At 36.4% G+C, this 20,669-nt stretch carries 19 protein-coding genes; 14 read left to right on the forward strand and 5 right to left on the reverse strand.

Annotated features, from left to right (window positions below; genetic code table 11):
- Positions 1-20: 20 nt before the first annotated feature.
- Both BLQ56_RS18995 and BLQ56_RS19000 read right to left on the reverse strand, forming a co-directional pair.
- Positions 21-1,691 (reverse strand): DUF6044 family protein, encoded by a 1,671-nt coding sequence (locus BLQ56_RS18995; RefSeq protein WP_090858441.1) that lies wholly within the window; start codon positions 1,689-1,691, stop codon positions 21-23.
- Positions 1,692-1,913: 222 nt separating this feature from the next.
- Positions 1,914-3,371 (reverse strand): S8 family peptidase, encoded by a 1,458-nt coding sequence (locus BLQ56_RS19000; RefSeq protein ID WP_090858196.1) that lies wholly within the window; start codon positions 3,369-3,371, stop codon positions 1,914-1,916.
- A 158-nt stretch (positions 3,372-3,529) separates the two neighbouring features.
- Here BLQ56_RS19000 and BLQ56_RS19005 point away from each other — a divergent pair, with 158 nt between their 5' ends.
- The 10 genes from BLQ56_RS19005 (at position 3,530) to BLQ56_RS19050 (ending at position 12,977) form a co-directional block, all read left to right on the forward strand.
- Complete coding sequence (locus tag BLQ56_RS19005) at positions 3,530-4,012, forward strand: YndM family protein (protein ID WP_090858199.1); 483 nt, start codon at positions 3,530-3,532, stop codon at positions 4,010-4,012.
- Positions 4,013-4,386: 374 nt separating this feature from the next.
- The gene (locus BLQ56_RS19010) at positions 4,387-5,871 is read left to right on the forward strand and encodes a spore germination protein (RefSeq protein WP_090858201.1); all 1,485 of its coding nucleotides are present in this window, start codon (positions 4,387-4,389) and stop codon (positions 5,869-5,871) included.
- A gap of 27 nt (positions 5,872-5,898) precedes the next feature.
- Positions 5,899-6,981 carry a GerAB/ArcD/ProY family transporter gene (locus tag BLQ56_RS19015; RefSeq protein ID WP_090858204.1) on the forward strand — a complete coding sequence of 361 codons (1,083 nt, stop codon included), beginning with the start codon at positions 5,899-5,901 and terminating at the stop codon, positions 6,979-6,981.
- Complete coding sequence (locus BLQ56_RS19020) at positions 6,978-8,060, forward strand: Ger(x)C family spore germination protein (RefSeq protein ID WP_090858207.1); 1,083 nt, start codon at positions 6,978-6,980, stop codon at positions 8,058-8,060. Before BLQ56_RS19015 ends, BLQ56_RS19020 begins: the two co-directional genes overlap by 4 nt.
- Before the next feature lie 72 nt (positions 8,061-8,132).
- Positions 8,133-8,594 carry a site-2 protease family protein gene (locus BLQ56_RS19025; RefSeq protein WP_175490387.1) on the forward strand — a complete coding sequence of 154 codons (462 nt, stop codon included), beginning with the start codon at positions 8,133-8,135 and terminating at the stop codon, positions 8,592-8,594.
- Positions 8,595-8,606: 12 nt separating this feature from the next.
- Positions 8,607-9,362 (forward strand): (S)-benzoin forming benzil reductase, encoded by a 756-nt coding sequence (locus BLQ56_RS19030; RefSeq protein ID WP_090858212.1) that lies wholly within the window; start codon positions 8,607-8,609, stop codon positions 9,360-9,362.
- A gap of 268 nt (positions 9,363-9,630) precedes the next feature.
- Entirely contained in the window at positions 9,631-10,587 is a 957-nt protein-coding gene (locus BLQ56_RS19035) for a Gfo/Idh/MocA family protein (RefSeq protein ID WP_090858216.1), read from the forward strand.
- Positions 10,588-10,909: 322 nt separating this feature from the next.
- Positions 10,910-11,722, forward strand: coding sequence for an ABC transporter ATP-binding protein (locus BLQ56_RS19040; protein WP_090858219.1), 813 nt, complete (start codon positions 10,910-10,912; stop codon positions 11,720-11,722).
- Between the two features lie 4 nt (positions 11,723-11,726).
- A complete protein-coding gene (fhuF, locus tag BLQ56_RS19045; protein ID WP_090858221.1) occupies positions 11,727-12,494 on the forward strand; it encodes a siderophore-iron reductase FhuF in 768 nt (255 codons plus the stop codon).
- A 234-nt stretch (positions 12,495-12,728) separates the two neighbouring features.
- Positions 12,729-12,977, forward strand: coding sequence for a YusU family protein (locus tag BLQ56_RS19050; RefSeq protein WP_386756499.1), 249 nt, complete (start codon positions 12,729-12,731; stop codon positions 12,975-12,977).
- Between the two features lie 65 nt (positions 12,978-13,042).
- Here the strand turns inward: BLQ56_RS19050 and BLQ56_RS19055 are convergent, their stop codons facing one another.
- Together BLQ56_RS19055 and BLQ56_RS19060 are read right to left on the reverse strand one after the other, a co-directional pair.
- Complete coding sequence (locus BLQ56_RS19055; protein WP_090858232.1) at positions 13,043-13,396, reverse strand: spore coat protein; 354 nt, start codon at positions 13,394-13,396, stop codon at positions 13,043-13,045.
- Positions 13,397-13,421: 25 nt separating this feature from the next.
- Entirely contained in the window at positions 13,422-13,757 is a 336-nt protein-coding gene (locus tag BLQ56_RS19060; protein WP_238457324.1) for a hypothetical protein, read from the reverse strand.
- Positions 13,758-13,873: 116 nt separating this feature from the next.
- Between BLQ56_RS19060 and BLQ56_RS19065 the strand changes: the two genes are divergently transcribed.
- On the forward strand, positions 13,874-14,791 hold the full coding sequence (locus tag BLQ56_RS19065; RefSeq protein WP_090858235.1) for a proline dehydrogenase family protein: 918 nt from the start codon (positions 13,874-13,876) through the stop codon (positions 14,789-14,791).
- A gap of 50 nt (positions 14,792-14,841) precedes the next feature.
- Here BLQ56_RS19065 and BLQ56_RS19070 read toward each other — a convergent pair whose 3' ends face one another.
- A complete protein-coding gene (locus tag BLQ56_RS19070; protein WP_090858238.1) occupies positions 14,842-14,991 on the reverse strand; it encodes a YuzL family protein in 150 nt (49 codons plus the stop codon).
- 233 nt (positions 14,992-15,224) lie between these two features.
- On the opposite strand from BLQ56_RS19070, the gene BLQ56_RS19075 reads away from it, so the two are divergent.
- From BLQ56_RS19075 to BLQ56_RS19085, 3 genes are read left to right on the forward strand one after another with little or no spacing between them, the layout of a single operon-like run.
- Positions 15,225-17,606, forward strand: coding sequence for a 3-hydroxyacyl-CoA dehydrogenase/enoyl-CoA hydratase family protein (locus BLQ56_RS19075; RefSeq protein ID WP_175490394.1), 2,382 nt, complete (start codon positions 15,225-15,227; stop codon positions 17,604-17,606).
- A 50-nt stretch (positions 17,607-17,656) separates the two neighbouring features.
- Complete coding sequence (locus BLQ56_RS19080) at positions 17,657-18,832, forward strand: acetyl-CoA C-acetyltransferase (RefSeq protein ID WP_090858243.1); 1,176 nt, start codon at positions 17,657-17,659, stop codon at positions 18,830-18,832.
- Positions 18,833-18,866: 34 nt separating this feature from the next.
- Complete coding sequence (locus BLQ56_RS19085; RefSeq protein ID WP_090858245.1) at positions 18,867-20,651, forward strand: acyl-CoA dehydrogenase family protein; 1,785 nt, start codon at positions 18,867-18,869, stop codon at positions 20,649-20,651.
- Positions 20,652-20,669: the final 18 nt, after the last annotated feature.

The raw sequence follows: 20,669 nt of genomic DNA on the forward strand, positions 1-20,669 counted from the left end.
GTCCGTATTTCAAAGATGATTCAAATATCTACGCTATATAAATAGATTTTCCAAGCTGAATCTTTAGAATCAAAGGTATTCACTAGAGAAAGATTGTTCTCCTTTTCATTTTTAATAGGGAGTGCAGAAAAAATGTACCTTCCTCCTAAATCATGAAAAGCCTGTGTGTTAAGTTGCATATGCTGAATTTCTCTTTTTGAATTCTTTTTAAACATATAGTGCTTACCTAGTTCATCTAGAAAAATGTAACAACGCCCGCCCCATTCATCAAAATATTGTGTCAGTTTCTTATTTTCTTCAAGCTCATTTTCAATAATTCTTCTAAACTGATATTTATAAGTGAGAGGGTAAAAGTTATTATACGTATCGACCGTATAAAATCCATTGAATTGTGCAATCGCTGGATGAATTCCTATACTCGCAACACGGTAGTCTTGTTGCGGCAAGCCGATATATTCCTCAATTTCACTAAACTGTTCCTCTGCATAAAACTCTTTAAATGAAGGCTTATTATGATATAAAATTTCTTCATTAAACCCTACAAGAATAAGTAATTGGGCTACCGTTAAGAACATACAAGTCTTTTTCCAAGTAAGTCCTGCAGTAACTAGTATCTTTAGCGAAAGTGCAAATAAAACATAAATAACCATAGGCCGTAAAAAATGATACCGAGCAAAGTTAAAGGTATCTAAGAAGTGAAACTTTTCTGTCAGAGGTGCCCATCCTTTATAAAACCAAAATGCATACCAAGCTGAAAGTATTAGATTAAATACATGCAAAAATATAAAAGCTCTTTCTTCGTTCCACTTTTTGGTAGAAATGACGTAATACAGTGCAAATAAAGTTGTTGGAACGATAATTAGTCCATGGACTGTCATGACATGAGTATGTCCCAACAGATAGTTTTTGAAGGTAAGACGTAACGAGTGAAAAAAGGTTAAACGGGCATGGAAATATTCATCTCGACTATTAGGTACATGATCAAACAAAAATGAGTAGACGAGACGATATTCGACTAAAAGGAAAATCATCGTCATAAAAAAGATGGCAAAGAAAAATCTTGGATTCCATCCTTTACCTCTTATAGCATCAGTTAACCAGAATACACCCATCGCACTTAAAAAGAAGAAGAAACCTAATACAATACTTGCGTATAAAGGAATAAGAGCTAATGTGATCCAATTAATTAAGGATCTTTCACCACCTCGAATGTTTAAAAATGCCCAGAGGGCGAGTGGCATCCCAAGTGTGCTTAGCATACCTGAAGGCCAAAAAGGGGTCAGGGCAAAGGCTAATGATACACCTACACGAATCCACGAAAAACGTTCACTGGTGATGAAATGTTTTCTTAGTAATAAATACATTCCTATAAAAGCAAACAATCTTGTGATAAATTGACTCAATCCATAGGCAATCATAGGGGAAAAGAACGTGTTTAATAAGACAATTCCACTATATTCAGTTCCATAAGCATTACGCGAAAGATTACCATTAATAATTTGTTCAATGGTTCCAGTTACAGAACCAAAGACTTGCCCACTATTTTTCAATACTTGGTACCATGCAAGATTTGAATCAAGATTATCATGAACACGTAAATGTGCATTCTCACCAAGAATGAAATAGGGCGATACAAAGATAACAATAATAATGAGTGCAAATAATAGTAGTTTTCGTTCAAAGTGATTGATTTGTCTAAGTTGCTGACCCAATGAATGAATCCTCCCATTTTGTTCATTTTTCTAACTTAATAGCTATTTTTACCACAACTGAAAATAATATGTAAGCTACAAAACACAAAAAGCGGGACGTAATCAGTCCCGCTTTAGGTGCCTGGCACCAATTAAGGGGCCAAATTAAGGGCACCAGCTCATTGGACACCATCTAATTTCTTTGGATATATCTAGATTCTTTCAAGGGTTTGAAGCAGCCTCTAGCGCTGCTGAAACATTAATAAGTCCTTCTCCAAAGTAAATATCTTTCCCCATTGCGCCTATATCAATGGAAGTGTCCTTAATGATTGCCATTACCTCTGTATTTTTCATATCTGGTTGAACAGATCTGATTAGTCCAGCTAGAGCTGCTACATGTGGTGTTGCCATCGAAGTACCTGAAAGTGCTGCATATTGGCTATCGAGATATGTGCTTGGAATATGGACTCCAGGAGCAGTGATATCAATATAATTCCCATAATTAGAGAAAGATGCTTTGTTTCCGTTATAGTCAATAGCAGAAACACTTAAAACCTCTGGATATGCAGCAGGATAACTTGGATGATCTGTATTATCATTTCCTGAAGCAGCAATCACGACAACATCATGATTAAAAGCATAGGTGACAGCTTCATGGAGAAGATCTGAATCACGATAATTCCCTAGACTTAAGTTAATAACATCTGCACCATTATCAGTTGCCCAAATAATTCCATTTGCAATATCAAACGAAGACCCATAGCCTTCATTTCCCATAACCTTGATTGGCATGATTGGGTTAAACCAAGTAATTCCTGCGACCCCTTCCTTATTATTTGTTTCAGAAGCGATCACACCTGCAACATGTGTACCGTGCCCATTATCATCGTCAGGTAGGTTCGTATTATCAACTATGTTATAGCCTTTTGTTAGACGGCCAACGAGGTCAGGATGATCTAAGTCAACGCCTGTATCAAGGACGGCGATTCGAACATCTTCTGTACCACGACTAATCCCCCAACCAGATTCTGCTTGAATCATTGGTAAATTCCATTGATAACGTTGATATAAACGATCATTGGGACCATTTGAAAATGCTTCACTTTGCTCATTCTGGATTAAGATAAAGTTCGGTTCAACAATATCAACATCCGTTCTTTTCGTAAAATAAGACTGAAGTTCAATCGTACTTAATGTGTCAGACTTAAAAATAAAGGAAGAATTAAATCGCTTTAACAATTTCCCGTTGATTTCTTTTGCCATTACATCTAATTCATTGTCTGTAGGAAGTTGTCCCTTTTTAAAGTCAACTACAACCTGTTGGTTCACATAATGACTATTTTCAGTTGTTCCAGTATGAGGGATGATGGTAATAGACTCATCTGTATTTAGTTCATCCTTTGTGGACTCATATAAAAGAATGGAATCTACATCCATTATTTTTGCCTTACTATGGTCTTGCTGACTAGGATTTTCAATATCACCAAACTTAAAAGGCGAAGTTGAACGACGATCATCAAACTGATTTACTCGATATTCATTATGTGGAAGCCTATTTCGATTACTTTCAAATGTCGCATCATGATCATTATCAATTCGATTGAAAAAAGGAAGAAGGACAACCAGTAATAGACCAAGTAAGATCGCAATACTACGTCCATATCGATTATTTTTATTCATAAATGCTCACCTCATTACGGATTTTGATGCTATGTTCTATTATTTGACCAACACTCGTAAAAAATGCTTATCCAATTAGATGAGGAATTTCCAATATTTAAAGAAACTTAATCTTGAGCAATTTGTAAAAGATAAAATAAAAGCTAGGAGGTGGTTAGGTGAAGCATTTAGTGGCACTGGGTATAAAATTTGGTGTAATATCAATCGTGTTACTTTCGGTTTTAAGTATTTTTACTTATGCAACGATTAGTGGGATTCTAGTTATATCATTACTGGTTACAGGTGTGTCATATGTATTAGGGGATTTATTTATCCTACCGAGGTTTGGAAACTTGGTCGCAACCATTGCAGATTTTGGTCTAGCGTTTCTATCTGTTTGGTTTTTAAGTTCATTCTTTATAGAGGCTACATTTCCAATCATTACTGCTTCTTTCTTCATAGCGATATTTATCACGTTAACAGAGGCTTTATTTCATGTGTATATGAAAAGTAGAGTCTTTAATTCCGAAGAATCATCTCAGCAACAAGGTCGTCAAACAAATGAATTTGGGAACTATCAAACAGAGTTTGCCGAAGAAGAAAATCCTCAATCTACAGTTAAAAGTATGGAGCAATATAAAGAAAACAAAAGGAAAAAATAAATTATATATTGGCTGTTTTCTCAAAGCTTGTTGTTTTGGTCATATACGAGCAGGCTGAATACACGTAGACTCCTGCGGGACCAGTGACCAAAGTGAGACCCCATAGGAGCATGAGCGACGAGGAGGCTCACTGGTCACCCGCCGGACGCGGAGTGTATTCAGCCTGCGGCTTTAAAAGCACCAATCTATACAAAAACAGCCTAAATATTAAAAAAAGAGATACCCCATCATTGCTATGATGGGGTATCTCTTTTTGCTTGTTTTTCCTTAAAAATAAATCTTTCTAGAAACTAAATGAATATTTACCAATCATTTCAACAAAAACTAGCGTATGGTATTTAATTTGACAGTTAAAAGAAAGAGTGAGATATATCATGTTCAAATGGTTAACTAAGAACGAGAAAAAGCCAAAACTTGTTGAAGAAGTGACAGAAATATTTAAGAAATCTAGTGATTATCTTAGCTATCAAAGTACAGAGGCTGTTAGTCCTTTTTGGCTTTGTTATGTAACAACACTCATTGATAAAAAGCTTTTGCATGAGAGTATCCTACCATATTTGCAATACAATCCTTCTGATTCTGTAAAAAATATCAAAAAAATCATACCGATTGAAGAAATCATCATTACAGACAGCGTAGACGATATTAAAAGCAAACTATTAGCAGGGCACATCATGGTGAAGCTAAAGAATAATGAACGCTTTTGTGCCTTAATTAAAGCTAATAAAGACAATACAAGATCTGTTTCTGTCCCGGAAGTAGAGTTTAGTGTACTTGGACCAAAAGAAGCTTTTGTAGAGTCACTTGAAACAAATATAAATCTAATACGAAAGCGACTTCCAATTGAACAATTAAGAGTCAAAGAGATAACAGTAGGAAAGTTATCGAAGACAAAGGTGGCTGTTTTGTATGTTGACCATATTGTTAACAAAGAAAATGTACAAACCGTGTTGCAACGAATAAGTGATCTTGATTTTGATCATATAAATGATAGTTCTTACATCAATCAAATGATTGCAGATAACCATCTTTCTCCCTTTCCACAATTACTCAGTTCTGAAAGGCCAGATCGTGTCGTATCGATTCTAGTAGAAGGAAAGGTGGCTGTAATATCAGACGGATCTCCACATGCAATAATAGGTCCAACAACTCTTGTAGAATTTTTCTCAGCATTTGAGGATTATTATTTAAATTGGTATATTTCATCTTTCTTTAGACTTGTTCGATTTTTTGCAGTAACCTTTTCTATTTTAGTCACGCCATTATATGTTGCTGTTTTGACTTATCATTATGAACTTATTCCAGAGGATTTGATGAGTACGCTTGTAACATCTAGGCGAGAGGTGCCACTGCCGCCTATATTAGAAGCACTATTCTTAGAATTGACCATCGAGCTATTAAGAGAGGCTGGAGCTAGACTACCAACAAAGGTTGGTCAGACGATTGGTATCGTAGGAGGGATTGTTATTGGGACAGCTTCAGTTGAAGCTGGGTTAACTAGTAATGTTCTCCTCATTATTGTAGCTCTAGCAGCTCTTGCCTCATTTACAACACCTATTTATAGCATGGGTAATACCATTCGTATCATTCGGTTTCCATTTCTTATCTTTGCTGAGCTATGGGGATTACTAGGTGTTGTATTTTGTTTTTCATTGATGCTAACACATCTAACTCGTTTGACTTCATTAGGTCGTCCATTTCTATCGCCTATTTACCCTATGCGTCTTAATGATTTAAAAGACTCCATTGTTAGGTTTCCTTTCTCGAGCTTATCAAAACGACCAAAGTATGTGCAATCAAATAACAGAAATCGGTTCAATGGAAAAGAAGCAAAAGAAAATCATGATATTGATGAATAGGAACGTGGTAAGGAGCTGTTATAGCTTATGATAAATGATCGTTTTAAGATCTCACCATACTTAGTATTCTTTATTATTTCAACGAACCAAATAGGGGTTGGTGTGCTTGGATTCCAACGAATCATATCCAAATCGGCTGGGAATGATAGCTGGATTGCAATCATTTTAGCAGGTATAGGGGTTCATATCATCTTGTTCCTAATGTATAGAATGCTGGAAGAATCAGAGGGAGATATCGTCAGTATCCACCAACGAGCATTAGGGAAATGGATTGGAAATAGTATGAGTGTTATTTTTCTCTTACTTGTAGCTTCAGAAAGTCTCGTTGTCATTCGAACATATCTAGAGGTTATCCAAGTGTGGATGTTCCCGGAAATAAATGTGTGGATTTTTACATTATTCCTTCTACTTCTAGTAACCTACATCATCTTTGGTGGGTTCAGGACCATTACTGGTATTTGTTTTTTTAGTATAATTCTGCCGGCTTATTTGTTTTTCACAGTTGTATTCCCACTAGAATTTTCTCATTTCCGAAATTTGTTGCCCATATTAGACCATTCAGTACTTGAACTTGCTAAGGCAACGAAGGATATGTCACTTAGTGTTATCGGCTTTGAAGTCTTGTTTATCATCTACCCGTTTATAAAGAATCCTGAAAAATCAAAGAAATGGGCGCATCTTGGTGTCATGTATACAACGTTTGTTTATCTTGTATTTGGATTGACAGCACTTGTATTTTTTAGTCATGCACAGCTAGACAAGCAGATATGGGCTACCTTATCGATGTGGAAAATTGTTGAGTTACCAATTGTAGAGAGATTTGAATATGTAGGAATTGCATCCTGGCTTTTAGTAATTATCCCAAATGTGTGTTTAAGTTTATGGGGTTCAAGCAGATTGATTAAAAGGCTATTTAATCTTAAACAGAAGGTCTCACTTTGGTTCTTATCATTGATCGTTCTTATAGCATGTGGATTACTAACTAATCGATCAGAAATAAATATAGTTCTTGATGCATACAGTCGGATTGGCTTCTATTTTATCTATGGATATATACCTTGCTTATTTTTACTTTCAGTTATTATGAACAAAGTGAGGCGAAGAGAATGAAGAATGCACTTTTAGCTTTAAGTATCTTAACAATTCTAGTCTTAACTTATACATATGGAAGGGTTGAATCTGAAATTGTTGATGATGTCAATGTTGCTAGTGCTATTGGGATTGATAAAAAGAAAGGAAATAAAATTAAAGGTACGGTTGTCATACCTGTATTTTTAGCTGATAAGAGTATTGAAAGTGAGACATTTATTGAAGAATCCATCTTAGCCAAAGAGGTGGTAAATATCCTCCAACATAAATCTGCTGATCCTCTAGTCACCGGAGGTTTAAAAGTAGCTCTTTATAGTGAAGATATTGCAAGAGAAGGAATTACTGAATATGCTGATGCCCTCCAAAGAGATGCGAGTATTGGATCTAAATTGTTTTTAGCAATAGTAGACGGAGAAGCAGGTGAAATTTTAAAAGAGAAACTAGGAAACCGTGGAACTGGTTATTATTTAAGAACGTTAATGGAACATAATATGGACAAGCGTGATCTCCCAGAGATGAATCTCCACCTCTTTATGTTTCGCTACTATGCAAAGGGTATGGATAGCTTTTTGCCATATGTAAAAAAAACGGGGAATAAAGTTGAAATTAGTGGTTTAGCCATCTTCAAGGAAGAGAAAATGGTGCATATAATTGATCCAGTTAATATGTTCTTTTTTAAAGCATTAGTTGAAAATTTCAGTGAAGGTACACATACATTACATTTAGAAAAATCAGATGAATATGTGTCAATTAAACGGATTGTTTCAAGCCGTAACATAGAAATAGAAGAAAAAGATGGAAAGCCACATGTGACCATTGATATTTATCTGCAAGGAATTCTGAGCGAGTTTTCTGGTAGAAAAACAGACCCAAGTGTCATTCAGGAAATTGTTGAGGGGCTTGAAGCTGAAATTGTAGAACGGTCCCAAAATATGCTGAGTGAGTTTCAAGAGTTAAATAGTGACCCAGTTGGAATAGGGTATATGGCGAAAAGATCAAAGCTTAGATTTGACGAAGAAGAGTGGAAAAATGTCTATCAAAATGTAGATATCAAGGTGAATGCAACAGTAGACTTAATTGAAACTGGTGTAATTGAATAACAATTGGTACAATTTATTTAAAAGGGAACAGTAAAGCTTTGCTGTTTGACATGAATGGTAAGGAATGGGGAAATGCTATCTATTATTGTTTTGTTGTTCTTGGTTGTACCAATTACTATATTTTTGCATGAGTGTGGTCATATTATTATAGCAAAACTGATGAAGCTTGATGGTCTTGAGATTGTCATTGGCTCAGGTCCTTCCCTCCTTCTATTTTTTGTAATAGGAATCAAGGTTCAGATTAACATGGTTTATTTTGTTGGTGGATATTCTACTAATACTTCAGTGCAAGAAATAAAAGAGTGGCAAAAAGGATTGATTTCCTTAGGTGGGCCACTCTTAAATCTATTCCTTGCAATCGTCTTTTTTATGTTATTTAATATGAATCATATGGTTGATGAATTATTGGTTTTATTTAATGTTTGGGTTGGAATTGTGAATTTAATTCCATATAAATTGATGAAAAAAGAATCTGATGGCTATGTCTTTGTGAAGTCTATGTATCATGAGCTTAAGGCGGCTAATACAAAATAAGAGGTGTGAAAGTTGAAGTATTTTATTATTACTGGGACGTCTCGAGGTTTAGGGAAATCTCTAACAGAGCAACTTATAAAGGATGATCATACTATTTTCTGTATTTCAAGAAGGCAAAATAATGAGTTGAAAGACCTAGCAGCTAAAGCGGGTATTAATCTCTATTATTTTTCTTGTGATTTGCAAAAGGTTGAAGAGACGGAACGCGTGATGGAAAAGATTTTTACTACGATTGATTTTACAAAGGCTGAAGGCATTTACTTGATTAACAATGCTGGAGTTGTTGAGCCTATTCACCCCGTTGGGAAAGCAACTTCCACAGAAATTGCCATGAATCTTCAAATCAATTTAATGGCACCAATGATTTTAAGTACTTCTTTTATTCGTTATACAGCTGATATTAATACGACCAAAATGATTGTTAATATTTCTTCTGGTGCAGCAAATCGTCCGATCTTTGGTTGGGGGGCATATTGCAGTTCAAAAGCTGGTCTAGATATGTTTACTAAAACTGTTGGATTTGAACAAGAGAGTGAGTCAAACCCTGTTACAGTAATCTCGTTTTCACCAGGAATTATGGATACAGAAATGCAGTCAACAATTAGACAGTCTGACAAAGCTGATTTCAAGGAAGTAGAGAAATTTATTGAATTTAATGAAACAGGGCAATTACGAACAACAGAACAGGTTTCTGCCATTCTATTAAATCTTCTGTTCCAAGGTTCCCCTGAAAATGGTCGAGTATATGATATTAAGGAATTTATCTAAAATTTAATGGCTGTTTTCTCAAAGTTTGTTGTTTTATACATAAAAACATTGAAATGGTAGTTAAAAGCAGGCTGAATACACGTAGACTCCTGCGGGACCTGTGACCAAAGTGAGACCCCACAGGAGCATTAGCGACGAGGAGGCTCACTAGTCACCCGCCGGACGCGGAGTGTATTCAGCCTGCGGTTTTAAAAGCAACAATCTATACTAAAACAGCCAATTTAATAATTGAGATAGTTTTATAGGAATAATTGGGGAGGAATAAGAAATGCCAGCTACAAAGAATATAAAAATTGGTGTTATAGGCTTAGGAGCGATTGGTGATCGTTTAATCGGTTCTTTTGTAGAACATCCTGAGATAGAAGTTGTTGCTGTTTGTGATACCAATGTAGAAAGAACAGAAAGCATGGTTCAAAAGCTTGAAGCTGTAAAAGGTTATACAAACTATAAAGAGATGCTTGAAGAAACAAAGTTAGACTTAGTATATATTGCTGTTCCACCTAGATATCATCATCAAATTGCCTTAGAAGTTATAGAAAAAGGAATACATATATTGTGTGAGAAACCTTTAGCAAATTCAGTTGAAGAAGCGAAGGACATGATGGAAAAAGCCCAAGGTAAAGGAATCATTCAAGCGATGAACTTTCCACTAAATTATAGTCTTGGAGCAAATACATTTAAGAAAATGGTTATGGATGGATATGTTGGTCAATTACGTAAATTAGAGCTTTCCATGCATTTTCCACAATGGCCAAGATTTTGGCAACAAAATGATTGGGTTGCTAGTAGAGAACAAGGCGGATTTGTCCTAGAGGTTGGTGTACACTTTATTCAACAAGCCCAAAGGATATTTGGAAGCATCACCCCACTACAAAGCTATTTAGAATTGCCTGCTGATTCAACTAAATCTGAAGTTGGAATCTCTGCATACTTAGAACTGGAGAACGGAGTTCCGTTCGTAATCAATGGGTTAAGCGATATTGCTGGAGACGAGAGGATTTCTTTTACAGCATATGGAACAGAAGGAACCTTGTCATTAGTCAATTGGTCCGAACTTGAGGGTGGTAAGCTTGGTGGACCTATTCAAACGATTGAGGCAACAGAACAATCTTCAAGTCTTCTAACCAACTTAATCAAAGCACTAAACGGAGAAGAAGCAGAGCTTTATGACTTCACTGCAGGATATGAAGCACAAGTAGTATTAGAAAAATTAAGAAATCGTTAAAATAAGTAAAAAGAGCTGCCCATAAAGCCTATATAATAGGCTCTAATAGGACAGCTCTTTTTACTTATTTTAGTTCTTATTGCTAACAACTAATTGAAAATGATTTTCAAAGTCATTGACTTACATATTGACTTAAAATAGACTTATATAGAAGATTGTAATAAAAGATAAGCTCTTATTGGTATGTTAAACAAAATAAAGGTTCTATATATCGATCGCCATGGGAAATTATATTACTTTCAGTCCCTGTGTTTTTATTTATTTACTTATTATTTAATAGCAGAAACTTATAGATAACAGATGAGGGAAAGGAGCGAATACTATGCATGCCTTAGAAACAAAAGAGCTAACACTATCATATGGTGGTGATTCTTTAATTATTGAGGAATTAGACCTTACCATTCCAAAAGGAGAAATCACCGTATTCATTGGGGGAAATGGATGTGGGAAGTCAACATTATTGAGATCTCTAGCCAGGCTAATGAAGCCACAAAAGGGTTCTGTATTACTAGAAGGCTCCCTGGTAGCGAAGCTTCCAACAAAGGATATTGCAAAAAAGTTAGCGATTTTACCTCAAGGTCCTGTCGCTCCTGAAGGGCTTACCGTTCTTCAACTAGTAAAACAAGGAAGGTATCCTTATCAAAATTGGCTAAAACAATGGTCAGAAGAAGATGAAAGAGAAGTAAATAAAGCACTAGAAGCAACAGGTATGAAGGAACTGGCAGAAAAGCCTGTTGATTCGCTTTCTGGTGGTCAAAGACAAAGAGCTTGGATTGCGATGACATTAGCTCAGCAAACTGAAATTATATTGCTAGACGAACCTACCACATATTTAGATATGACCCACCAGATTGAAATCTTAGATTTACTCTTTGAATTAAATGAGAAGGAAAAGAGAACAATCATCATGGTGTTACATGATTTAAATTTGGCCTGTAGATATGCCCATCACATTGTAGCCATTAAGGATAAAAGGATTTTTGCTGAAGGTAAGCCTGAGCATGTGATCAATTGTGAGCTAGTTAAAAACGTTTTTGATATGAATTGTGAGGTAACAATTGATCCATTATTCGGCACACCTCTTTGCATTCCGCATGGAAAAGGACGCTGTATCTTAAACAAAGTAGGTGTGTAGAAGAGTGAGAGATAGATTACTTGCAGAAGAGATCACAGAATTAAAGCAATATCGATTAGGTGAGGCTGGAGACGATAACGAATTTATTGTTCCATTACAAGAACTATTGTTAAGCGAAAATTTAGCAGCTTTTTTAAGTAAAGTTCAAGTGAAAATGAATGCGCCAGATTTATTAGTAGCAGCTTCTATGTTTGCTAAGAGATATGGTTTTTTTGCCGCGCTTAGCTTATATTCGATGACGGTGTTAAATAAAAGGCTAGCAACTTCGCTCGACAATGTTTCATTAGATGTAAATGAAGAAGGAGATATTTGGCTCCCAACGTTTATTTTTAGTGATTTAAAAGTAGAGCTTCCTGAAGCGAACAATCGAAATGAATGGCGAGAGACAGCAATAGGAGCGATTTTCAAAGAAAACATCAATCCGGTTATAGACCAACTAGCCAAAGTGACAAAGGTATCTAAGCAAATATTGTGGGAAAACGTAGCAATCTATATCTTTTGGTTTTATGAAAGAATGCTCGAGGAACATACAGAGGATGAGGTTGTAAAAAGAATACGAGATGACTTCTCTTACGTCGTTGAAGAAGCAAGTGGAGAATTATTTGGAGAATATCGTTCTAACCCTCTAAAGAAATTTTATCGTGAGAAGGTAAGTGTTCCTGGATCCGAACAAGAAGTCAGAATCCGTACAACATGCTGCCTTTATTATAAAACCAATGAAGAACAAGCAAAATGTATCTCTTGCCCTTTGCAATATAAAAAATGTAATTAATATTGATTTCAAAAAAATGTTGATTGCCTATTTTAATTATCTACTTTAAACAGGTGTACAGTTAGTTGATTGGAACGGAAGGTGTGTGACTCCTGCGGGATGCGCAGGATATCCCATGAGACCCGTTAAAATCAAAGCGACGAGGAGGCTCATCACCTGCCCCGCGGAAAGCACACACTGGAGTGCAAATCAACATACCTAGTTTGAACAACAGACTTTAAGAAAGGAAGTGGGATGTTGGATCAGAAACTAAAAGACCAATTTGATGGACTAATAGAAAAATATACAGAGCTAATGATTGGAGAAAGTACCCCAGAGTTGACTGAAAAAGTGAAAACCTGGGCTCTCTATTCACATATAGCAAAATCTATGCCACCACTTGTAAAGCATTGGAATGAAACTTATCCTGATGCTAAAGAAGGAATGAAAGAATTAATTGCCGAAATCAAAGAACTAAACGAAGAACATCGCGCAAAAAAGTAATTCAATACAATAAAAAAGAAGCTGATCCTTGTCTATCACGAGACCAGCTTCTTTTTTATATACTATTATTGAATCATATTACCATGAGTAGGAAATTGTGTAGTTGTGTAATTATAAAATTGCTGATGCTTTTGTTGAACCTTTTGCTGATCCTCAGCATCAAGCTTGTACCAACCATTCTTATACATCAAATTAAACAATTGACGTTGGCAATCTTGAGTTTCATTGAAAATTTGACGGATATCTTGATAAAGAGCTTCATGGCTCATTTCATTTAAAGAAGTACAATAAGCATCTGTCATGTACTTCTCTGTTGCAAGCATATCATTTAAGAAATCACGATCATTCATTTCAGGTGTTTTCGGTACAGTTGATTTTGGGTTTTTAATAACGTTTGAATTTTGATTTTGTTGTTGCATACGTTTCCCTCCTTAATAACAGTAATTATTGTTGTTGTTGTTGTTGTTGCATCTGCATGTTTGATTGAGACTGTGATGGCTGATTAGTGTTATCTAAATGACCTAGGATCGTGCGATAATGACGTTCATGCATTTCGCAAGCCTGCTTCATCGCCTGTGCAATCTCAGGGATTTGACATTGTCCTTCTAAAAAGTGTGCCTTTTTTAAAGCAGTTAAATTCCAAGACATCATATCTGTCAGATAAAGTACATCCTTAGTTGACAACACTTGTGGTGGTTGTGATTGAATGTTTTGTTGGTTTTGTTTCATTGTGTTAGGTATTGTTTGTTGATTTTGATTTTGTTGCTGTTGACCTTGCATAGAAACCCTCCTATGTAGTAAATATGTTCGATGTTTCGATACTATCTTTCCTTAAGAATCGTTTTACTATTCATTAAAACTTTATATAAGTCTTATTGAGAAATGGAGGCTTAAACATGGAACAATTAATGAGAAACTTCTTTCTATTTTTATCAAAAAATAAACCGCTTACAAAGGTTGCAAGGAAATATGGATTAAAATTTGGTGCATCTCGATTTGTAGCTGGTGAGAGTATTACTCAAGCGGTCAAAACCATTAAAGAATTAAACTCAAAGAACTTATCTGTCACTTTAGACTACCTTGGAGAATTTGTGGATAATGAGGTAGAAGCAAATTTAATAGCTGATCATTCAATTTTAGCAATTGAAGCTATTGGTAAGGAAAAATTAAATTCACAACTCTCGTTAAAACTAACGTCAATGGGACTCGATATTTCAGAAGAAGTAGTCATTAATAATATGCGAAGAATTCTAAAGGCTGCAAAAGAACATGATGTGTTTGTCACAATTGACATGGAGGATTACTCGCGTTGTCAGAAAACAATTGATGTATTTAAAAAGTTGAGGAAAGAATTTGATAATGTTGGAACAGTCATTCAAGCCTACTTGTATCGTACAGTAAAGGATATTGAAGAGTTAAATGAATATAAGCCAAACCTTAGATTAGTTAAAGGGGCTTATAAGGAAGCAGCAGAAGTTGCCTTCCCGATGAAGAAGGATGTGGATGAGAATTTTAAGAACATCATAAAAATGCACTTGCTTAACGGCAATTTTACAGCAGTGGCTACGCATGATGATGAAATGATTGAGTATACGAAAAGGTTAGTTAAAAAACATCATATTAAGCAAGAACAGTTTGAATTTCAAATGTTATATGGAATTCGTTCTGAAAGACAAGAAGAGCTAGTGAAAGAGGGATATGCCATGAGAGTATATGTCCCTTTTGGTACAGATTGGTACGGTTATTTTATGCGAAGACTCGGAGAACGACCTGCAAATGTGGCATTTGTTTTAAAAGGAATTTTTAAGAAATAATACTATAAATGAGGGGCTAATGAGACGAACATTAGCCCCAACTTACTGTTTTAAAATTGATCTTGTGTAGAATCTGAACCATATTGTTGATTTGTTGTTTGTGTTTTTCCACTATGTTCTCTAGTATGTGGACCAGCATTCCCTTTAACACTTGCCGCACTCACAGCTGCTTTGGATGGGTTTTTATCTCTTTTTGCCATGTGTATCACCTCCACTTGTTATAGTCACCATTTTACTTAAAACCATACTTTTGCCTTTATGAAATGCAGCCTGGGGTTTAGTTTGTTAACAGATTTTTCAAAAAAATATTGCGAGAAGTAAGAAAATCCTATATATTAGAAGTAAGAAATCCATATTTAAGCGGATCTATTTTTTTAAGTATAAAATGAATGAGTATTCATTCAAACTGCATGCTGAGGGGGAACGATGGATGATAAAATCGATTAAGAAAGCGGCTGTTCTTGGTTCTGGAGTAATGGGCTCAGGTATTGCTGCACATTTAGCTAACATTGGTATACCCACATTATTATTAGATATAGTACCGCGTGAGATTAATGAAAACGAAAAAAAGAAAGGGCTTACAACTGAAGATAAAGCTTTTCGAAACCGATTCTCTGAGACGGCGGCAAAAAAATTATTAAAACAAAAACCAGCTCCTTTAACAGTAAAAGATAACTTATCCTTAATTACAACAGGAAATTTTGAAGACGACATGGGCAAGCTCGCTGATGTTGATTGGGTTATTGAGGTAGTTGTTGAAAACCTTGAAATTAAAAAAAAGCTATTTGAAACAGTAGATCTATTCCGAAAACACGGGAGTATAGTTAGTTCAAATACATCAGGGATCTCGGTCGATGCGATGATAGAAGGACGTTCCGAGGATTTTAAGAATCACTTTTTAGGTACACATTTTTTTAATCCACCTAGATACTTAAAGTTATTGGAATTAATTCCGACGAAACATACGAACCAAGAAGTTCTTAGTTTTATGAAGACGTTCGGGGAGGATCATCTAGGAAAAGGTGTGGTTATTGCAAAGGATACACCAAACTTTATTGCAAACCGAATTGGTACTTATGGGCTACTTGTGACAGTAAGAGAAATGTTAAAAGGTGGTTATAGTGTAGGAGAAGTTGATTCGGTAACAGGCCCTCTAATAGGTCGTCCAAAGAGCGCAACCTTTAGAACACTTGATGTGGTTGGGCTAGATACCTTTGTTCATGTAGCTAATAATGTATATGAACAGGTAGAAGGAACAGAAAAAGAAGTGTTTAAGATTCCTAGTTTTATAGGTAAGATGCTCGAACAGGGGTGGATAGGGAGTAAATCAGGTCAAGGATTCTTTCTGAAAAAGGGAAAAGAGATTCTAGAACTTAATCCCAATACACTTGAATATGAAGAAAGAAAGAAACTATCTTCTCCTATAATTGAGATGAGTAAGCAGCAAAAAGGGCTTAACAACAAAATGAAAACGCTTATATATGGTGGAGACCGTGTTGGAAATTTGTTATGGAATATTACTAGTCCCACTCTCATCTACTCAGCTACTCTGCTAGGGGAGATTGCAGATGATATTGTTGCCATTGACCAAGCGATGAAATGGGGATTTGGTTGGGAGTTAGGTCCATTTGAAACATGGGATGCAATCGGTTTGGAACAATCAGTTGAAAAGATGAAAGTAGAGGGTATAGACATTCCAGACTGGATTTTAGAGATGCTTGAAAATGGATTTACATCATTCTATAAAAAAGATCTTAATGGAATCTCATATTTTCATAAAGGTGAATATGTGGGAATAAACAGCAATCATAAAAATATTCATATTAAACGTTTGAAAGAAGAAAAAGGTGTTATTAAAAAAAACAGTGGTGCTAGCTTAATAGACCTTGGTGATGATGTAGCACTATTAGAATTTCATTCACAAAGCAATGCGATTGGGCTTGATATCATTCAAATGATCAACTTTGCTGTTGAAGAGGTTGATTGTAACTACAAAGGACTTGTAATCGGAAATCAAGGGAAAAACTTCTGTGTTGGTGCAAACCTTGCTTTGATTCTAATGGAAGCACAAGATGATAATTATTTCGAAATTGAAATGGTCGTTCGTCATTTCCAACAGGCGATGACGAATATTAAATATAGTTCAAAACCTGTAATAGCCGCACCTTTCGGGATGACTCTTGGAGGTGGTGCAGAAATATGCCTTCCTGCTAGTGCGATTCAAGCTTCAAGTGAGACATATATGGGATTGGTGGAAGTAGGTGTTGGCTTAATCCCTGGAGGTGGTGGGAATAAGGAATTATATATCAATCACCTTAATGGGATTCCCAATGGAGTTGAGGTTGATTTGCAAAATGTGGCTAACAAGGTTTTTGAAACAATTGCAACTGCGAAGGTTTCAACGTCTGCTGAGGAAGCAAGACTTACTAACTTTCTGCAGTCTAATGATGGAGTCAGTGTAAATAGTGACCATTTACTTCACGATGCAAAGCAAAAAGTGATTTCAATGTATAACACCGGATATCAGTCTCCAAAGCGAAAGAAGATTCCTATTACAGGTGAGTCTGGTTATGCTGCATTATTACTAGGCGCTCAAACGATGAAATACTCAGGCTATATATCGGATCATGATTTAAAAATTGCAACAAAGCTAGCTAACGTAATTGCGGGTGGTAAATTACCATTTGGGACTTTGGTTGATGAACAGTATTTACTTGATTTAGAACGAGAAGCTTTTTTAAGTCTTGTCGGAGAACCGAAATCGCAAGCTAGAATGCAACATATGTTAGTCAAAGGAAAACCTTTACGTAACTAAATGAAGAGAATGATAGATTGTTAGTTTTTTATGAAACAGGGGGGGATTTTGTGAGGGAAGCAGTCATTGTAGCTGGAGCAAGAACACCAGTTGGTAAAGCAAAAAAAGGTTCATTAGCCACTGTCAGACCTGATGATTTAGGTGCACTAGTTGTTCGTGAGACATTGAAGAGAGCAGGGAACTATCAGGGTGAGATCGATGATCTGATCATTGGATGTGCAATGCCTGAAGCGGAGCAAGGAATGAACATGGCTAGAAATATAGCTGCACTTGCAGGTTTACCACATACAGTTCCAGCCATTACGATTAACCGTTATTGTTCTTCCGGACTTCAGTCAATTGCATATGCAGCTGAACGGATCATGTTGGGACACTCAGATACAATGATAGCTGGTGGAGCAGAATCGATGAGTCTAGTTCCAATGATGGGGCATGTGGTAAGACCTAATGTTCAGCTCGCTGAAAATGCTCCTGAATATTATATGGGAATGGGTCACACTGCTGAACAGGTTGCGATGAAGTATGGCATTAGTCGTGAGGATCAAGATGAATTCGCTGTTTTAAGTCACAAAAAAGCAGCCGCTGCAATCAAAGCTGGGAAATTTAAGGATGAGATTGTACCAGTAGATGTAAATGTTAAATCGGTTGGAAAAGATTTAAAACTTATTGATAGATCTTATACTTTTTCACAGGATGAAGGCGTAAGGCCTAACACCACATTAGATGTATTAGCTGGTCTTAGACCCGCATTCTCGGTTACTGGGACGGTCACTGCTGGAAATGCCTCGCAAACGAGTGATGGAGCAGCAGCAGTAATGGTTATGGAACGGGAGAAGGCAGAATCCTTAGGATTAACACCGTTAGCAAAATTTAGATCATTTGCTGTTGCTGGAGTACCTCCTGAAGTGATGGGGATTGGGCCTGTTGCTGCAATTCCGAAAGCATTAAAACTAGCGGGATTAGAGCTTTCTGATATCAACCTCTTCGAATTAAATGAAGCATTTGCATCACAATCACTTCAGGTCATTCGTGAGCTTGGAATTAATCAAGAGATTGTAAATGTGAATGGTGGAGCAATTGCACTTGGTCATCCTCTTGGTTGTACTGGAACAAAATTAACACTTACATTAATTCATGAGTTAAAAAGGAGACAGCAACAATTCGGTATTGTCACAATGTGTATTGGCGGTGGGATGGGTGCTGCTGGTGTATTCGAACTTCTGTAACGTAAACAGACGATCCAAAAGGAGGATTACTAAGATGACAAAAGCGACTGAAGGGTATATCAAAGGCGGGGCCTTTTTAATTGAGGATATTGAAGCAAATCGTATATTTACACCAGAGGACTTCAATGAAGAACATGTGATGATTGCTAAAACAACCGAAGATTTTATTACAGGAGAAGTAAGGCCGAAAATTGAGGAAATTGAAAATCATAACTTTGATATTTCAGTTAAATTACTGAAGCAAGCAGGTGAGTTAGGTTTATTGGGAGTAGATGTGCCTGAAGAATATGGTGGTCTTGGGTTAGACAAGATCAGTTCTGCTATTATAACTGAAAAGTTCTCAGGGGCAGGTGGGTTTTCGCTTTCATATGGTGCACATGTTGGGATAGGTTCCTTACCAATTGTCTTATTTGGAAATGAAGACCAAAAACAAAAATACTTACCAACGCTTGCTACTGGAGAAAAACTAGCTGCATATGCACTAACAGAGCCAGGATCTGGTTCAGATGCGCTTGGAGCAAAAACAACAGCGAAGTTAAATGCAGAAGGCACTCATTATATTCTAAATGGAGAAAAGCAGTGGATTACTAATGCAGGATTTGCAGATGTATTTATTGTTTATGCCAAAGTAGATGGTGAGCACTTCTCGACATTCATTGTTGAAAGAGGGCTCCAAGGGGTTACAACTGGACCGGAAGAAAAGAAGATGGGAATCAAAGGGTCATCAACTCGAACACTAATCCTAGAAGACGTGCAAGTTCCAAAGGAGAACCTTTTAGGTGAACTTGGTAAAGGGCACGTTATTGCGTTTAATATTTTGAATATAGGCCGATATAAACTTGCAGTTGGAACAGTTGGTGGCTCGAAAAACGTAATCGAGCTTGCAGTGAAATATGCAAATCAACGTGAGCAGTTCAAAACACCAATTTCACAGTTTTCCCTGATTCAAGAAAAATTAGCTAATATGGCAATAAAGACGTATGCAACGGAAAGTTCTGTCTACCGTACAGTAGGACTCTATGAAGACCGAATGGGGCAATTAACAGACGATGAGAGTAAAGATGGGAAATCAATTGCAAAAGCAGTGTCAGAATACGCAATTGAATGTTCATTAAATAAAGTATTTGGGTCTGAAACACTTGATTACTGTGTAGATGAAGGCGTTCAAATTCACGGTGGCTATGGATTTATGGCGGAGTATGAAATTGAAAGAGCATATCGTGATTCGCGTATCAATCGGATTTTTGAAGGAACAAATGAAATCAATCGTCTACTAGTACCAGGAACTTTCCTAAGAAAGGCCTTTAAGGGGGAACTTCCATTACTACAAAAGGCACAGTCACTTCAAGAAGAATTAATGATGTTAATGCCAGAAGAGGTTGGAGATGGTGTGTTAGAGCAAGAGAAGTATCTACTTCGCAATGCTAAGAAGATTGGATTAATGATTGCAGGTGTAGCCGTTCAAAAATATGGGAAGAGCATCGAGAAAGAACAAGAGGTCTTGGCAAATATAGCAGATATCGTAAGTAATATATATGCCATGGAATCAGCAATTCTCCGCACTGAGAAGGCAATTAATAAAACCAACATTGAAAAAAACCAACAAAAACTACGGTACACCCAAGTATATTGTCAGGAAGCATTTAATGAAATTGAAGCACATGCAAAAGAAACACTGATTGCAACAGAGCAAGGCGACGCATTGCGTATGATGCTATCAGCATTGCGTAAATTCACACGCTTCACACCGATTAATGTCATTGCGAAAAAACGAGAAATTGCCGCGAGTTTAATCGCAGCAGAAAAATATACACTATAGTTATGTTCCAAATTGCTA

Source organism: Litchfieldia salsa (assembly GCF_900104555.1).
GTDB lineage: Bacteria > Bacillota > Bacilli > Bacillales > Bacillaceae_L > Litchfieldia > Litchfieldia salsa.

What these genes read in the sequence shown, in the direction of transcription:
- BLQ56_RS19000 (WP_090858196.1), bottom strand. Translation starts at nt 3,371, where the DNA reads ATGAATAAAAATAATCGATATGGACGTAGTATTGCGATCTTACTTGGT.
- BLQ56_RS19010 (WP_090858201.1), top strand. Translation starts at nt 4,387, where the DNA reads ATGTTCAAATGGTTAACTAAGAACGAGAAAAAGCCAAAACTTGTTGAA.
- BLQ56_RS19015 (WP_090858204.1), top strand. Translation starts at nt 5,899, where the DNA reads ATGATAAATGATCGTTTTAAGATCTCACCATACTTAGTATTCTTTATT.
- BLQ56_RS19020 (WP_090858207.1), top strand. Translation starts at nt 6,978, where the DNA reads ATGAAGAATGCACTTTTAGCTTTAAGTATCTTAACAATTCTAGTCTTA.
- BLQ56_RS19025 (WP_175490387.1), top strand. Translation starts at nt 8,133, where the DNA reads ATGCTATCTATTATTGTTTTGTTGTTCTTGGTTGTACCAATTACTATA.
- BLQ56_RS19035 (WP_090858216.1), top strand. Translation starts at nt 9,631, where the DNA reads ATGCCAGCTACAAAGAATATAAAAATTGGTGTTATAGGCTTAGGAGCG.
- BLQ56_RS19040 (WP_090858219.1), top strand. Translation starts at nt 10,910, where the DNA reads ATGCATGCCTTAGAAACAAAAGAGCTAACACTATCATATGGTGGTGAT.
- BLQ56_RS19050 (WP_386756499.1), top strand. Translation starts at nt 12,729, where the DNA reads ATGTTGGATCAGAAACTAAAAGACCAATTTGATGGACTAATAGAAAAA.
- BLQ56_RS19055 (WP_090858232.1), bottom strand. Translation starts at nt 13,396, where the DNA reads ATGCAACAACAAAATCAAAATTCAAACGTTATTAAAAACCCAAAATCA.
- BLQ56_RS19060 (WP_238457324.1), bottom strand. Translation starts at nt 13,757, where the DNA reads ATGCAAGGTCAACAGCAACAAAATCAAAATCAACAAACAATACCTAAC.
- BLQ56_RS19065 (WP_090858235.1), top strand. Translation starts at nt 13,874, where the DNA reads ATGGAACAATTAATGAGAAACTTCTTTCTATTTTTATCAAAAAATAAA.
- BLQ56_RS19070 (WP_090858238.1), bottom strand. Translation starts at nt 14,991, where the DNA reads ATGGCAAAAAGAGATAAAAACCCATCCAAAGCAGCTGTGAGTGCGGCA.
- BLQ56_RS19085 (WP_090858245.1), top strand. Translation starts at nt 18,867, where the DNA reads ATGACAAAAGCGACTGAAGGGTATATCAAAGGCGGGGCCTTTTTAATT.